The organism is Flavobacterium wongokense, assembly GCF_021608265.1.
GTDB classification, from domain to species: domain Bacteria; phylum Bacteroidota; class Bacteroidia; order Flavobacteriales; family Flavobacteriaceae; genus Flavobacterium; species Flavobacterium wongokense.
In genome coordinates, this window is record NZ_JAKIHP010000007.1 from 33,637 (window position 1) to 48,679 (window position 15,043).

The 15,043-nt window shown below is 40.1% G+C and carries 12 protein-coding genes; 11 read left to right on the forward strand and 1 reads right to left on the reverse strand.

Annotated features, from left to right (window positions below):
* Positions 1-6: 6 nt before the first annotated feature.
* The 6 genes from L1S31_RS13440 (at position 7) to L1S31_RS13465 (ending at position 5,270) form a co-directional block, all read left to right on the forward strand.
* A complete protein-coding gene (locus L1S31_RS13440) occupies positions 7-414 on the forward strand; it encodes a hypothetical protein (RefSeq protein ID WP_236465273.1) in 408 nt (135 codons plus the stop codon).
* A 6-nt stretch (positions 415-420) separates the two neighbouring features.
* A complete protein-coding gene (locus L1S31_RS13445; protein WP_236465274.1) occupies positions 421-765 on the forward strand; it encodes a hypothetical protein in 345 nt (114 codons plus the stop codon).
* Positions 766-791: 26 nt separating this feature from the next.
* Positions 792-1,007, forward strand: a complete 216-nt coding sequence (locus L1S31_RS13450; RefSeq protein ID WP_236465275.1) for a hypothetical protein — start codon at positions 792-794, stop codon at positions 1,005-1,007.
* A gap of 133 nt (positions 1,008-1,140) precedes the next feature.
* A complete protein-coding gene (locus L1S31_RS13455; RefSeq protein WP_236465276.1) occupies positions 1,141-2,118 on the forward strand; it encodes a pyruvate dehydrogenase complex E1 component subunit beta in 978 nt (325 codons plus the stop codon).
* 61 nt (positions 2,119-2,179) lie between these two features.
* The gene (locus L1S31_RS13460; protein WP_236465277.1) at positions 2,180-4,669 is read left to right on the forward strand and encodes a DUF5686 and carboxypeptidase-like regulatory domain-containing protein; all 2,490 of its coding nucleotides are present in this window, start codon (positions 2,180-2,182) and stop codon (positions 4,667-4,669) included.
* 1 nt (position 4,670) lies between these two features.
* Positions 4,671-5,270 carry a DNA-3-methyladenine glycosylase family protein gene (locus L1S31_RS13465; RefSeq protein WP_236465278.1) on the forward strand — a complete coding sequence of 200 codons (600 nt, stop codon included), beginning with the start codon at positions 4,671-4,673 and terminating at the stop codon, positions 5,268-5,270.
* Between the two features lie 427 nt (positions 5,271-5,697).
* Here the strand turns inward: L1S31_RS13465 and L1S31_RS13470 are convergent, their stop codons facing one another.
* Positions 5,698-6,417, reverse strand: a complete 720-nt coding sequence (locus tag L1S31_RS13470) for a glycosyltransferase family 2 protein (RefSeq protein ID WP_236465349.1) — start codon at positions 6,415-6,417, stop codon at positions 5,698-5,700.
* 181 nt (positions 6,418-6,598) lie between these two features.
* Here L1S31_RS13470 and L1S31_RS13475 point away from each other — a divergent pair, with 181 nt between their 5' ends.
* The 5 genes from L1S31_RS13475 to L1S31_RS13495 all read left to right on the forward strand — a co-directional run bounded on the left by L1S31_RS13475 (position 6,599) and on the right by L1S31_RS13495 (position 15,014).
* On the forward strand, positions 6,599-9,169 hold the full coding sequence (locus L1S31_RS13475) for a sodium-translocating pyrophosphatase (protein ID WP_236465279.1): 2,571 nt from the start codon (positions 6,599-6,601) through the stop codon (positions 9,167-9,169).
* A 93-nt stretch (positions 9,170-9,262) separates the two neighbouring features.
* Positions 9,263-10,867: a beta-N-acetylhexosaminidase gene (locus tag L1S31_RS13480; protein ID WP_236465280.1), complete on the forward strand. Its 1,605-nt coding sequence runs from the start codon at positions 9,263-9,265 to the stop codon at positions 10,865-10,867.
* A 1-nt stretch (position 10,868) separates the two neighbouring features.
* Entirely contained in the window at positions 10,869-11,864 is a 996-nt protein-coding gene (locus L1S31_RS13485; RefSeq protein ID WP_236465281.1) for a glycosylasparaginase, read from the forward strand.
* A gap of 1 nt (position 11,865) precedes the next feature.
* Positions 11,866-12,534: a copper homeostasis protein CutC gene (locus tag L1S31_RS13490; protein ID WP_236465282.1), complete on the forward strand. Its 669-nt coding sequence runs from the start codon at positions 11,866-11,868 to the stop codon at positions 12,532-12,534.
* Positions 12,531-15,014 carry a beta-mannosidase gene (locus L1S31_RS13495; protein ID WP_236465283.1) on the forward strand — a complete coding sequence of 828 codons (2,484 nt, stop codon included), beginning with the start codon at positions 12,531-12,533 and terminating at the stop codon, positions 15,012-15,014. The genes L1S31_RS13490 and L1S31_RS13495 overlap by 4 nt, the downstream gene beginning before the upstream one ends.
* Positions 15,015-15,043 lie beyond the last annotated feature (29 nt).

Genomic DNA, 15,043 nt, shown 5'->3' on the forward strand with positions numbered 1-15,043 from the left:
GAGCTTATGGAATTATCGCAACAGCTATTCTATTTATTTGTTTTGGCAATACCAATCGCGTGCGTTGCCTGGACGGTAACACGCGAAGAGATTTTTAGGGAGCCAAGAGAATTCTGCATCGATAAATCAAAAAACTGTAAAACGATGTTGGAACGCAAATTCTTCTATTTGTTTACCTGCGAGTATTGTTTCAGCCATTATGTAACAGTCTTTTTTTTATGCATTACAAGATTTCAGCTGCTATACGAAGACTGGCGCGGTTACCTGATTTCAATCTTTGCACTGGTGTGGGTTGCCAATGTTTATATGAGCCTTTTTGGGTTTATAAGGGTTGGGATGAAAAAGGAAAAAATGGACGCCGACATTGAGGAATTGAAATTAAAACAAGAGAAGGAAAAATTAACTAAACATTAGAATATCATGGAAAATAAAGCCAAAATATCAAAAAGCACCACTATGGAAAATCCAAACAGGGCGTATCCTGCGAATGTAAATTATCCGCCAGGCGAAGACATATATAGTATGGGCAAAGAAACCGAAATCGATCCTGAAGACACTTCAAAAATAAAATCTCCGGTTGATAATGGAAAGTTCAATGAAAAAAACTTCAATCAGGACAAATCGGGCAGCGACTTGGATATTCCCGGTTCCGAATTGGACGACGAACAGGAAAACATTGGCAGTGAAGATGAGGAAAACAACGGATACAGCATCGGTAGCGATAACCACAATGACCTTGAAGAGGATGATTCTGAAAAGCAATAAATTGAAAACCTTAAAGCATAGAACTCATGGAAACACATAATCAGCAAACATTAGACATTATCGAAAGCCATAAAAGCGCAGCATTACAGCATCAGGAAGCAGCTAAAGCACATTTGGAAGCTATGAAATACCACGCTGGTGGAAAGGAACTTGAGGCCAATGAAAGTGCGAAAGCCGCAATCGAATTCAGTCAGAAAGCACAGGAATTTGACAATGAGGTTGCACAGCACCACGGATTGTAAACTACCTTAAACCGTTTACATCGTTTTCGTTTGAAATTTCAGTTAAACTGACCACAAAAAACCATAAAAAAAACCGTTTATCATTTTAAATTTTTACTTTTGCTATCCAAAATTGATACAAAGTAAATTTTATATGAGAACGATACAATTTAGAGAAGCAATAGCCGAAGCGATGAGTGAAGAAATGCGCCGTGATGAATCGGTGTATTTAATGGGTGAGGAAGTTGCCGAATATAATGGTGCTTACAAAGCTTCAAAAGGAATGCTTGACGAATTCGGACCAAAAAGAGTTATCGATACACCAATTGCAGAGCTTGGTTTTGCCGGAATTGCAGTAGGTTCAGCAATGAATGGGAATCGTCCGATTGTGGAGTATATGACTTTCAACTTTTCTTTGGTTGGAATCGATCAAATCATTAATAATGCTGCGAAAATGCGCCAGATGTCGGCTGGGCAATTTCCAATGCCGATGGTTTTCCGTGGTCCAACAGCTTCTGCAGGACAATTGGGAGCAACACACTCACAGGCTTTTGAAAACTGGTTTGCGAATACACCAGGACTGAAAGTTGTAGTTCCGTCAACACCTTACGATGCGAAAGGATTATTAAAATCTGCAATCCGTGACAACGATCCTGTAATTTTTATGGAGTCTGAGCAGATGTATGGCGACAAAGGAGAAATTCCTGAAGAGGAATACACAATTCCTTTAGGAGTTGCCGATATTAAAAGACAAGGTACTGATGTGACTATTGTTTCTTTCGGGAAAATCATTAAAGAGGCTTTTATCGCTGCAGACGAATTGGAAAAAGAAGGAATCTCATGTGAAATCATCGATTTGAGAACCGTTCGCCCAATGGATTATGATGCAATTATCAATTCGGTTAAAAAAACAAACAGATTGGTTGTTTTGGAAGAGGCTTGGCCATTTGCCAGCGTTGCTTCCGAAATTACGTATATGGTTCAGGAAAGAGCTTTCGATTATTTGGATGCTCCGGTACAAAGAATCACTACAGCTGATACGCCAGCGCCATATTCGCCAACACTTTTGAAGGAGTGGTTGCCAAATGCAGACGATGTTATTAAGGCTGTAAAAAAAGTAACATACAAATAATATAAATTTATCTATATTTGAAACTTCATCAGACAATCCTGATGGAGTTTTTTTTTGCCAAATGAAAAGAATTTACACGCTTCTAATCTTATTTTTCGCTTTCTCCTATATCAGCTTTGGGCAAACCAAAGTCAGCGGTGTCGTACTCGATAATTCCAAGCAGCCAATTCCGTATGCAAATATCGTATTCAAGGGTTCGAATACCGGAGTGGTTTCCAATGAGGATGGAAGGTTTTACATAGAATCTCCAGATAATTACACCGAGTTGGTGGTTTCATTTGTGGGTTTCCCGGATACAACTATCAAGTTACCGGAAAAGGTAAACTACGATTTTAAAGTGATTTTAAAAGAAGGAAATACACTGAAGGAAGTGAAAATCTATGCAGGGAAAACATCCAAAAAGAACAATCCGGCATTGGATATCCTTAGGAAAATATGGGAACGAAGAAGAAAGAACGGCCTCAAAATGTTCAAGCAGTACCAATACGAAAAATACGAAAAGGTAGAATTTGACATGAATACCATTGACAGTGCGTTTATGAAAAGCAAGATTTTCAAAGGGATGGAATTCGTCTTCAAAAACATCGATACTTCAAAAGTTACCGGAAAAACCTATCTGCCGATATTCATCAACGAATCGCTGTCTGATTATTATGGCGATAACGAAAATAAAAGGACAAAGGAAATCCTGAAAGCCAACAAAAATTCAGGTTTGGGAAGCGGCGACGGCGTGAATATGTTCATCAAGGATTTGTATAACGATTACGATATTTACGATAACTACCTGCAGTTGTTCGACAAGAGTTTTACAAGCCCGTTGTCACGAACAGGAATCGACGTTTATAACTATGTTTTGGCCGACACCGCGGTTATAGACAACAAATTATGTTACAATATTGTGTTTTATCCAAGACGTAAAAACGAGCTGACCTTTAAGGGGGATTTTTGGGTAAACGACACCACTTTTGCCATCAAGAAAATCAATATGGCAATTACCAAAAGTGCCAATATCAACTGGGTTAAGGATATTTACCTTGAGCAGGAATATGAGGTTTTGAACGACTCTGTGTTCCTTCCAACACGTGATTATATGATGTCGGATTTCGCTTTAAGGAAGAAAGAGGAATCCAAAGGGGTTTACGGAAAACGTACAACGCTTTACAGGAATTTTAAATTCAATGAAAAGAAGCCGGATAAATTCTATAAGCAGGAAGTCAATTATATTGACAACGAGGTTTATCAAAGGTCTAATGAATATTGGGACGAAAACCGATTTGAACACTTAAATAAGGACGAGCAGAAAATCTATAAAATGATTGATACGCTCAAAACGGTGAAGAAATTCAAACAGCTTTACAGTTTAGTGTCGATTTTGGGAAGTGGTTATATCGAAATCCCAAAATACCATTTGGACTACGGACCGATATTTTCAACCATTGGAAACAATGAAGTGGAAGGTTTGCGTCTGAGAGCCGGAGTACGGACTTATTTTGGCCCAAACGATCTTTGGCGTTTACAAGGTTATACCGCATATGGATTCAAGGACAACAAATTCAAATACGGAATGTCCGGAAAATGGATGATTAATAAGGAAAACAGGATTATCATTTCTGGAGGAAACAGGCGCGATGTCGAGCAGATTGGTGCCAGCCTTACTACAACGAATGATGTTTTGGGAAGAAGTTACGCTTCGTCGGGATTGTTTACAACAGGTTCGAATGGGAAACTGACCAACATCAACCTGACGACTTTGGCTGCAGAGATTGAGCCAATCAAAAATGTGACGTTCCAACTGGGATTCTCTTACCGTACTTTGGAATCGGCGTCAGATGTATTCAAACTGGATTATTACACCGATGCTACCCAGACTACAACCAAAAGCGAAGTGACCCAATCGGAATTGAACGTTCAAATCGAATTGACACCTAACAAAAAAACAATTGGTTATGGTGTCGAAAGACGTGAAGTTGACAATCCGTACAGCCGGATTTTTGTAAACTACAGTCAGGGATTCAAAGGATTCATCAACAGTGATTTTGATTACCAAAAAATCCAGTTGTACTACAAACAGCCAATCATCATTGGCCCTCTTGGACGTTCGAATGTTACAGTTGAGTTAGGAAAAACATTCGGACAGATTCCGCTTGGATTGATGAGTGTTGTTCCGGGTAACCAGACGCTTTTCATCATTGACAATACCTTCAGCAACCTGAATTTCTACGAATTCGTTGCAGATCAATATGCGACTTTGAAATGGGAGCACAACTTCCAGGGGAAAATCTTTGCAAGGATACCATTATTGAGGAAACTAAACCTTCGTGAAATTGTTGGGGTAAAAGGAGTATACGGAACCGTTTCCGATGAGAACAGGTTGATCAATGCTTCCGGGCTGATTTATCAGGCTCCGGAAAAACCATATTGGGAATACAATGCCGGAATCGGGAATATCTTCAAGGTGTTCCGTCTTGATTTTGCGTGGAGAGCCAATTACCGTGATATACCTCAAACCAACAACTTTACCATAAAAGGTTCATTCGGCTTTTATTTCTAAAATGCAGGAAGCAATTTTATTTCTGATTGAAAAAGATGCGGTTTTTAAAACCCTGCACCAACAATACGGAAGTTTTTTTATTCCGTCGCGTCCTGCAGGATTTGTGACGCTTTGCAAACTCATACTCGAGCAACAGGTATCTATTGATTCGGCGAAAGCCACCTATCTTAAAATTGAAAATCTTTTAGGGGAAGTCACTCCGGAGACTATCATTCAATGCTCTGATGAAGAGTTGAAAAGCTGCGGTGTAAGCCGCCAAAAAACCCTCTATTTAAAAACCTTAGCAAAAGCAGTTCAGGAAGAACTGGATTTGGATAGCTTTGTTTCAAAATCTTCCGATGAGGTTCGGAATGAATTGATTAAAATTAAGGGAATTGGGCATTGGACTATTGACGTGTACCTGATGTTTGCGCTGGAATCCCCAGATATCATTCCGCTTGGCGATATTGCAGTGGTTAACACGATTAAGGAACTTTACGATGTCCACACCAAAGAAGAAATGGAACAGCTTTCCCAAAATTGGAAGCCCTACCGAACGATGGCAACGTTTATGCTTTGGCATCATTATCTGGAGAAAAGGAATAGGAAACCTTTTGTTTAACCCTGTTCATTTTCTTTGCTTGCCCAAAGAAAACGAACCAAAAGAAAGGGCACTTTTACGAGGTGTTTGCTTCGCCAGTCGCTTTGCTCGAGCCCGATAAATCGGAACCGATTTTAAAATCCTAAAATTGTTACAGGGATTCACAATTTCTTTACGGATTTTAAAATCTACACTGGCGTAAAAGAAGCCTTCTAACAACTATTGTCTTAAGTTGCAGTCTTCTGGCATTAGAATCTGGCAGACGAGTGTCAATCAATTGAAGAATTCGTAAAAAGAAAAGCTGTCTGAGCGTAGCGAGTTCTTTTCTTTTAGGATTCGAAATTGTAATTGACCGTCGAAGATTCAAAGCCTTGAACTTTTGCTTCTTTTGTTTAGCTTCGCTCAGTTCGGCTTCGCCTCGGGTCAAGACAAAAGAAGGATAGGAATATTACCTGAAAATCCCATATCGCAATATGCAGTAAATCGCATGGAAACCGTCGCGCCAGCTTATTTTCTTACCTTCCTCAAAAGTCCTTCCATAATAACTAATCCCAACTTCATAAATCCTGATTTTCGGAATGCGTGCTATTTTTTGGGTCACTTCGGGTTCAAAGCCAAAGCGTTTTTCCTTTAGTTGTATCGATTTCAAAATTTCGGAACGGAACATTTTATAGCAGGTTTCCATATCCGTTAAGTTCAGGTTGGAAAACATATTGCTCAGAAAAGTCAGGAATTTATTCCCGATGCTGTGCCAAAAAAACAGGATGCGATGTGCATTTCCGCCCATAAAACGGCTTCCATAAACTACATCGGCAACTCCGTCAATCATTGGTTTCAGTAAAATATTATATTCCTGCGGATCGTATTCCAAATCGGCGTCCTGGATTACAATTGCTTCTCCTGTTGCCCTGTTTATTCCCGTGTGGATTGCCGCGCCTTTTCCTTGGTTTTTGTCGTGTTCCAGAAAAACTAGGGCTAAGTCCGGATTGTTTTCAATGTAACTTTTTATGCTTTGGGTAGTGTCATCAGTGCTGCAGTCATTGACGATGATGATTTCCTTTTCAATATCCTGAAGAAGGGAAACCGTCTTTATTTTGTCGAGGATTTTGTGAATGGTAGGTCCTTCATTGAAGCAAGGAATGATGATTGAAAGCTTTTTAATTTCCATTGAAATGATAAATATTTTCAAAAATAGTTTTTTTGCCTCAGTAAACAAGGGATTTGAACCAAATAAAATGAATGAAAATAAGGATTAAATCGCTGTTAAAACATTCGTGAATTTATTCTTTTTATTTGTTAAAGATTTGTTACTTTTGCGACCGATAAAATTTATAACAAAAATTATATTTATGGAATCATACATGATTTATTTGCCGATAGTTATGGCATTAATTGGATTGGCTTTTATGGCAATCAAAAGAGCTTGGGTTTTAAAACAAGACGCCGGAGACGGTAAGATGAAAGAAATTTCAGATTATATCTACGAAGGTGCATTGGCTTTCCTTAAAGCAGAATACAGATTATTGGCAATCTTCGTGGTTGTTGCGAGTTTGGTTTTAGCTGGGATTACTTTCTTACCTGGAGTTAAAACACATTTATTAATCGTTATTGCATTTATTTTTGGTGCGTTCTTTTCGGCTTTGGCTGGAAACATGGGAATGAAAATCGCTACCAAAACTAACGTAAGAACAACGCAGGCTGCCCGTTCTAGTTTGCCACAGGCATTGAAAGTTTCTTTCGGTGGTGGAACAGTAATGGGATTAGGAGTTGCTGGTTTGGCAGTTCTTGGTTTGACAGGGTTCTTCATTATATTATTCCAAAAATTCATGGGCGGTGTTTGGACTTCAACAGAAGACATGACCGTTGTTTTGGAAACTCTTGCCGGTTTCTCTCTTGGAGCTGAATCTATCGCATTGTTTGCACGTGTTGGAGGTGGTATTTATACAAAGGCTGCTGACGTTGGTGCTGACTTAGTAGGTAAGGTTGAAGCTGGAATCCCAGAGGATGATCCAAGAAACCCTGCTACAATTGCAGATAACGTTGGTGACAACGTTGGTGACGTAGCCGGAATGGGAGCTGACTTATTTGGTTCTTATGTTGCAACGGTTTTGGCTGCAATGGTATTGGGTAACTATGTTATCAAAGACATGGGCGGAAAAATTGAAGACGCTTTCAACGGTATCGGTCCAATCTTATTGCCAATGGCAATCGCTGGTTTCGGAATCTTATTTTCGATCATCGGAACCATGTTGGTAAAAATCACAAGTGATGAGGCTAAAGAAGCACAGGTTCAAAAAGCATTAAACATCGGAAACTGGGTTTCTATTGTTTTAACAGCAGTAGCTTGTTTCTTCCTGGTACAATATATGTTGCCGGAAACTATGAAAATGTCATTCTTTGGTGAAGGATTACAGGATATTTCTTCAATGAGGGTTTTCTATGCTTCGTTAATCGGATTATTTGTTGGTGGAGCTATTTCATCAGTAACAGAATATTACACAGGATTAGGAACTCCTCCGGTTTTAAAAATCGTACAAAAATCTTCAACAGGAGCTGGAACTAACGTTATTGCTGGTTTGGCAACAGGTATGATTTCTACTTTTCCAACAGTTATATTGTTTGCCGGTGCAATCTGGTCAACGTATGCTTTAGCTGGTTTCTACGGAGTTGCTTTAGCTGCATCAGCAATGATGGCTACTACAGCGATGCAGTTGGCAATCGACGCATTCGGACCAATCTCTGATAACGCTGGTGGTATCGCTGAGATGAGTGAATTACCAAAAGAAGTTAGAACAAGAACAGATATTTTAGATTCAGTTGGTAACACAACTGCTGCAACAGGAAAAGGTTTTGCTATCGCTTCTGCTGCGTTAACTTCGTTAGCATTATTTGCTGCTTATGTAACGTTTACAGGAATTGACGGTATCAACATCTTCAAAGCACCGGTATTGGCTATGTTATTCGTAGGAGGTATGATTCCGGTGGTGTTCTCTGCATTGGCAATGAACTCTGTAGGTAAAGCCGCAATGGACATGGTTTACGAAGTACGTCGTCAGTTCAAGGAAATTCCTGGAATCATGGAAGGTACAGGAAGACCGGAATATGGTAAATGTGTTGAGATTTCTACAAAAGCTGCTTTACGCGAAATGATGTTGCCTGGTGTATTGACTATTGGTTTCCCAATTGCAATTGTATTGATAGGTAAATTGGTTTACGGAGACAACAACCAATTAATCGCTGAAATGTTAGGTGGTTATATGGCCGGAGTTACCGTATCTGGAGTTCTTTGGGCTGTGTTCCAAAACAACGCTGGTGGTGCTTGGGATAACGCTAAGAAATCTTTCGAGGCTGGAGTTATGATTAATGGTGAAATGACATACAAAGGTTCTGATGCGCACAAAGCGGCTGTAACCGGAGATACTGTTGGAGATCCATTTAAGGATACTTCTGGTCCATCAATGAACATCTTGATCAAATTAACCTGTCTTATAGGATTGGTTATCGCTCCAATCTTAGGTGCGGGTCACGAAGGTGGTGCAAAAGAAATGAAGTGTGTTGAAATGAAAATGGAATGCAAGGAAGTTATCGGTAAATGTGACTTGAGCAAATGTGCTACAATGACTAAAGAAGAATGTGCAGCAATGTGCGATTCTTTAGGATGCAATCCAGCTGAAAAAGAAGCATGTCTTTCCCACTATGGCGCTGATGGAAAATTCATCGCTAAAAAAGACGACTGTTGTGCAGGAAAAGGTGCTCCAAAAGCAGCCGTTAACATGGAGAAAAACGTAAAAGTTGTCATTACCAATACCAACGGTAAAGCAAAAGCAACTGTTACTACTACAGTAAACGGAACTTCAGCTACTGAAACTTTTGAAGGAACAGAAGCAGAAGTAAAAGCTAAAGTGGATGCATTGAAATAATCATACGCTTATAGACAAAAAAAATGCCTCACGAAAGTGGGGCATTTTTTTTGTCTTTTTTTGTTTAAATTAGCTTCAACTAACACAACGCTTATGATACGCAAATTCTCTTTCGTTTTAGTATTGCTTTTCAATATCTGCTTTTCGCAAAATCCATTGCCATTAATCCCATACCCCGAATCTGTGGAAGTGGGAAGTGGTAATTTTACCCTAAACAACCAAACCATAATCCAGGCAGATGCCAATTATGTCGAAGCCCAATATCTTCAGCAAGTCCTAAAAGAGCGAACAGGATTTAACCTGAAGATAAGCGATAAGCCGGTTACTACCAACAAGATCAGTTTTTTTGACATCATCAGGGCTGATAATCAGACATCAAATGGAAAAGGTAAGTACATGCTTGAAATCAACAAGGATGAAGTAAGACTTGCACAATTGGATTCCATTGGGAATTTTTATGGGATTCAAACGCTTTTGCAGTTAATTCCAGCCGGAAAAAACAGCCAGTATAATCTGCCTTGTGTTAATATTATCGACCAGCCAAAATACAGCTGGCGCGGAATGCATCTCGATTGTGCACGGCATTTCTTTCCTGTGACTTTTGTTAAAAAGTATATCGATTATCTGGCAATGTACAAATTCAACACTTTTCATTGGCATTTAACCGATGACCAGGGTTGGCGCATCGAAATCAAAAAATACCCAAAGCTCACAGAAATAGGCGGATACCGGAATGGCTCGATGGTGGGCCATTATAACGACCAGAAATACGATGACAAACGCTACGGCGGATTTTATACGCAACAGGAAATAAAGGATGTTGTGGCTTATGCAGCATACCGTCATATTACTGTTGTTCCCGAAATCGAAATGCCCGGGCATGCAGTGGCGGCCTTGGCAGCTTATCCTGAATACTCCTGTACTGGTGGCCCGTTTGAGGTTGCCAAACAATGGGGCGTTTTAGACGATGTATTTTGCCCTAAAGAGGAAACCTTTACATTTCTTGAAAATATTTTAACCGAAGTTATGGCTTTATTCCCGTCAGAATACATTCATATTGGAGGAGACGAGTGCCCAAAAACCCGTTGGAAAGCCTGCCCACATTGTCAGGCTTTAATTAAGAAGAATGGCTTGAAGGACGAACACGGACTCCAAAGTTATTTTGTACAGCGAATTGAAAAATTTGTCAACAGCAAAGGCAGGAAAATTATTGGTTGGGATGAAATCCTCGAAGGTGGCTTGGCTCCAAACGCAGCCGTCATGAGCTGGCGCGGAACCGAAGGCGGAATTGCAGCCGCAAAAGAAAACCACTATGTGGTAATGACACCAGGCGATTATTGTTATTTTGACCATTATCAGGGTGACGCCAAAACCGAACCATTAGCAATCGGTGGATTTACAACGCTTCAAAAAGTGTATTCTTTTGATCCAATGCCGAAGGAACTGGCTCCGGAACAGCAAAAATACATCCTTGGAGCTCAAGCCAATCTGTGGTCGGAATACCTGGAAGACGAAAAGAAAGTAGAATATATGGTTTTCCCGAGGATTCTAGCATTATCAGAAGTACTTTGGGGAACATCAAATCCAGCAAAATACGATGATTTTAAAACCAGGGCAACCCAGCAGTTTCCTATTTTTGATGACAAGGGAATCAACTACAGCAAGGTTTTTTTGAATCAAACAGCAACTAAAGAATAAAATGTCCAACCGTAGAAATTTTATCAAAACCTCTGCAATGGCAACCGTTGCAGTCGCATTACAGTCTTTTCGCAGCAACGAGGAAGAAGAACCGATTATAACTTCTGGGAAAATAAATAAACCCATAGTGATTTCTACCTGGAATTTTGGGGTCAAAGCCAACGGTGCAGCCTGGGAAGTTTTAAAAAATAATGGCCGTGCATTGGATGCGGTCGAAGCCGGAGTAAAAATCCCCGAAGCCGATCCAAAGGAACGAAGTGTGGGTTATGGTGGAAGACCAGACAGAGATGGACGTGTAACCCTTGATGCCTGTATTATGGACGAGTTTTCGAATATTGGTTCGGTTGCCTGTCTGGAATACATCAAACATCCAATTTCAGTGGCACGTGCCGTGATGGAAAAAACACCCCACGTGATGCTTGTTGGCGATGGCGCACTACAGTTTGCCTTATCGCAGGGATTTCCCAAAGAAAATTTATTGCTTGAAGAATCTGAAAAAGAATGGAAGGAATGGCTCAAAAAAAGTGAATATTCCCCAAAGGCAAATATTGAAAACCACGATACCATCGGAATGATCGCTTTGGATAGTTTTGGAAATCTCTCCGGAGCCTGCACCACAAGTGGTATGGCTTTTAAAATGCACGGCCGTGTAGGCGATTCACCCATCATTGGCGCCGGATTGTATGTTGATAATGAAATCGGTGCGGCAACAGCAACCGGCCATGGCGAAGAAGTCATCCGGATTGCAGGCTGCCATTTGGTAGTAGAATTGATGCGTCAGGGGAAATCACCTCAAAAAGCCTGTGAGGAAGCGGTAAGCCGAATCGTGAAGCTGACTAAAAACCGAAATAAAAACCTCAAGGATATCCAGGTTGGATTCATCGCACTAAATAAAAAAGGAGAATATGGAGCCTATTGCGTTCAGGGCGGATTCAATTATGCCGTGAATGACAATTCGGGAAATAAATTAATTGACTCTGATTATTTTTTAAAGTAAAATGGCCCAACTCGAAATTGCTTGTTTTAATCTGGATTCTGCCATAATCGCCCAACGAAACGGAGCAAATAGAATCGAGCTTTGTGACGGATTTGAAGTTGGCGGCACAACACCTTCATTACAAACAGTTGTAAAAGCCAAAGAATTATTAACGATAGAATTCTACGTAATGATTCGGCCGCGAGGAGGAAATTTTCTTTATTCCGAAGAAGAGTTTGAGCAGATGAAAACCGAAATCCTGCAATTCCAAAAACTGAATGTCAGCGGATTTGTATTTGGAATCTTAAACCCAAACAACACCATTAACAAAATCCAAAATATTGAATTGGTGGAATTGGCAAAACCTTTTCCATGTACGTTTCACCGCGCTTTTGATGAAGTGGAAAATGTTTTCCAGGCTTTGGAAGATGTTATTGCATGCGGTTTTCAAACGATTCTAACTTCGGGTCAGGCCCAAAATGCCACCGAAGGAATGCAACGCATTGCTGAATTGGTTTCTAAATCCAATAACAGGATTGCAATCATGCCAGGTGGAGGTGTACGCTCATCCAATAGTGCCCTTATCCAACAACAAACAAAAGCCAGTTGGTTCCATTCTTCTGCCATTACGGACAACACTGTAACTGCAAACCCGAACGAAATCTTAGCCTTAAAATCCAGTTTGAAATGAAAATCAAAGTACTGAAATCCCTATTGTTACTTTTACTGCCGTTCGTTTTTTCGGCACAAAATTCCCAACGCAGTCTCAGTCTTGAAAAATGGGAATTCAAAAGTGTTACCAATGACAAGTATAAATGGCATCCGGCGAAAGTTCCGGGAACCGTGCACACCGATTTGCTGGCCAACAAATTAATCCCTGAACCTTTTTTTGGGACCAATGAGAAACAGCTGCAATGGATAGAAAATGAGGATTGGGAATACCAAAGCTCTTTTTCGGTTTCAAAGGATGAACTCAACAGCGAGCATAGTGTTTTAGTATTTGAAGGTTTGGATACTTATGCCGAAGTTTTCCTTAATGGTACTTCGATTTTGAAGGCTGACAATATGTTCCGAACCTGGAAGGTTGATGTCAAAAATCAATTGAAATATGGAAAAAATGAGTTGCGTATTGTTTTCGAATCTGCAGTTAAAAGAGGAAAGGAAGAAGCCAAAAAACTTTCTTATGTTTTGCCTGGTGACGAAAAGATTTTCACCCGAAAAGCGCAATACCAATACGGCTGGGATTGGGGTCCACGTTTTGTAACCGCCGGAATCTGGAAGGATATCCAATTGCATTTTTGGAATGCTGCTACGATTTCTAACCTGAAATACAATCAAAAAGCATTAAACGACGCTTTGGCCCAATTGGAATTTATCACAACTATTGAAACTTCACAAAGTGGAAAATTTCAATTAAAAATCAATGACAGGATTTCGGATGTCAATTTAAGAAAAGGGGAAAACACAGTGATGTTGTCCTATGCAATTCAAAAGCCAAAACGCTGGTGGCCTAACGGTTTGGGTGAAGCACATCTGTATCCTTTTGAAATTTCACTTATCGGCAACAGCCAAAGCATTGATAAAAAAAATCTGAATGTCGGACTTCGAACGATAGAGTTGGTACAGGAAAAAGATGAAATAGGCAAAAGCTTTTATTTCAAGGTCAACGGAATTCCGGTTTTTATGAAAGGCGCCAATTACATTCCGCCCGATAGTTTCCTGCCAAGGATTACCGATTCGGATTATAAAAACATCGTTAAGAATGCAGTAGATGCCAATATGAACATGCTTCGCGTTTGGGGCGGTGGCGTTTATGCAGATGATGCTTTTTATGATGAATGTGACCAACAGGGAATTTTGGTCTGGCAGGATTTTATGTTTGCCTGTGCCATGTATCCCGGTGATCCCACATTTTTGGACAGCGTGAAAAACGAAATAATTGATAATGTTTCCCGACTGCAAAACCACTCCTGCATTGCTTTATGGTGTGGCAATAATGAAGTAGACGAAGGCTGGCACAATTGGGGCTGGCAGAAACAATATAACTATTCAGCAGCGCAGGAAACCAGCATTTGGAACGATTACAGATCGCTTTTCCAGGAACTCATCCCACAAACATTGGATGGAATGCTCAATCGCGGCGAGAACAGGTATTGGCCGTCTTCTCCTTCAATTGGCTGGGGAAAGGAAGAAAGCCTGCTGGAAGGCGATTCCCATTATTGGGGCGTTTGGTGGGGAATGGAACCTTTTGAGGTGTATCAAAAAAAAGTTGGAAGATTCATGAGCGAATATGGTTTTCAGGGAATGCCCAATGTGGAAACGTTTACCTCATTTGCCCACAACAAGGATTTAAACCTGAATTCCGAAGCTGTAAAAAACCATCAAAAACATGCGTCAGGTTACCAGACGATCAATGAATACATGGCTCGTGATTATAAGGTTCCTGCAAAATTTGAGGATTACATCTATGTTTCGCAGTTGCTGCAGGCTAAAGGAATGCAAACCGCTATGGAAGCCCATAGAAGCGCAAAGCCTCATTGCATGGGAACTTTATATTGGCAGTTAAACGATTGCTGGCCGGTGACTTCCTGGAGTTCTGTTGATTATTTAGGAAATTGGAAAGCATTGCATTACCAGGCAAAAAAGAGTTATGAAAACCTTTTGATTGCTGTTCAGGAAGAGAAAGATGCTTATAGGATTCAAATTATCAATGATGATTTAAAACCGTATCAGGGAGAAATGGAGATGCAGTTGCTCAATTTTAACGGAAAGCGTCTGTGGAATTCAGAAGCGAATATAGCGGTTGCTGAAAATTCAAGTGCGGAGTATTATAAAATTTCTAAAGCAGATATTTCGGCTTTTGATTTAAAAAATGCAGTGCTTTCAATTGTTTTCAAAAGCAAAGACAAATCAACGAATACGCTTTTTTATTTTGCCAAACCAAAAGAGCTGCAGCTCACTAAACCGAAGATACAAATCAAAAGGATTGACGCTTTAACCATCGAAATCTCTTCTGATGTTTTGGCTAAGGATGTTTATCTTTTTTCATCACACGCTACTTTTTTTAGCGATAATTATTTTGATGTCCTGCCCAATCAAAAATTAAGGATCAGCCTTTCCAAAGCTGTTGAGGGCATTCAGGCAAAATCCTTGTTTGACACCATGGAATAAAAAAGGCTGCCATTTTTGGCAGCCTTTTT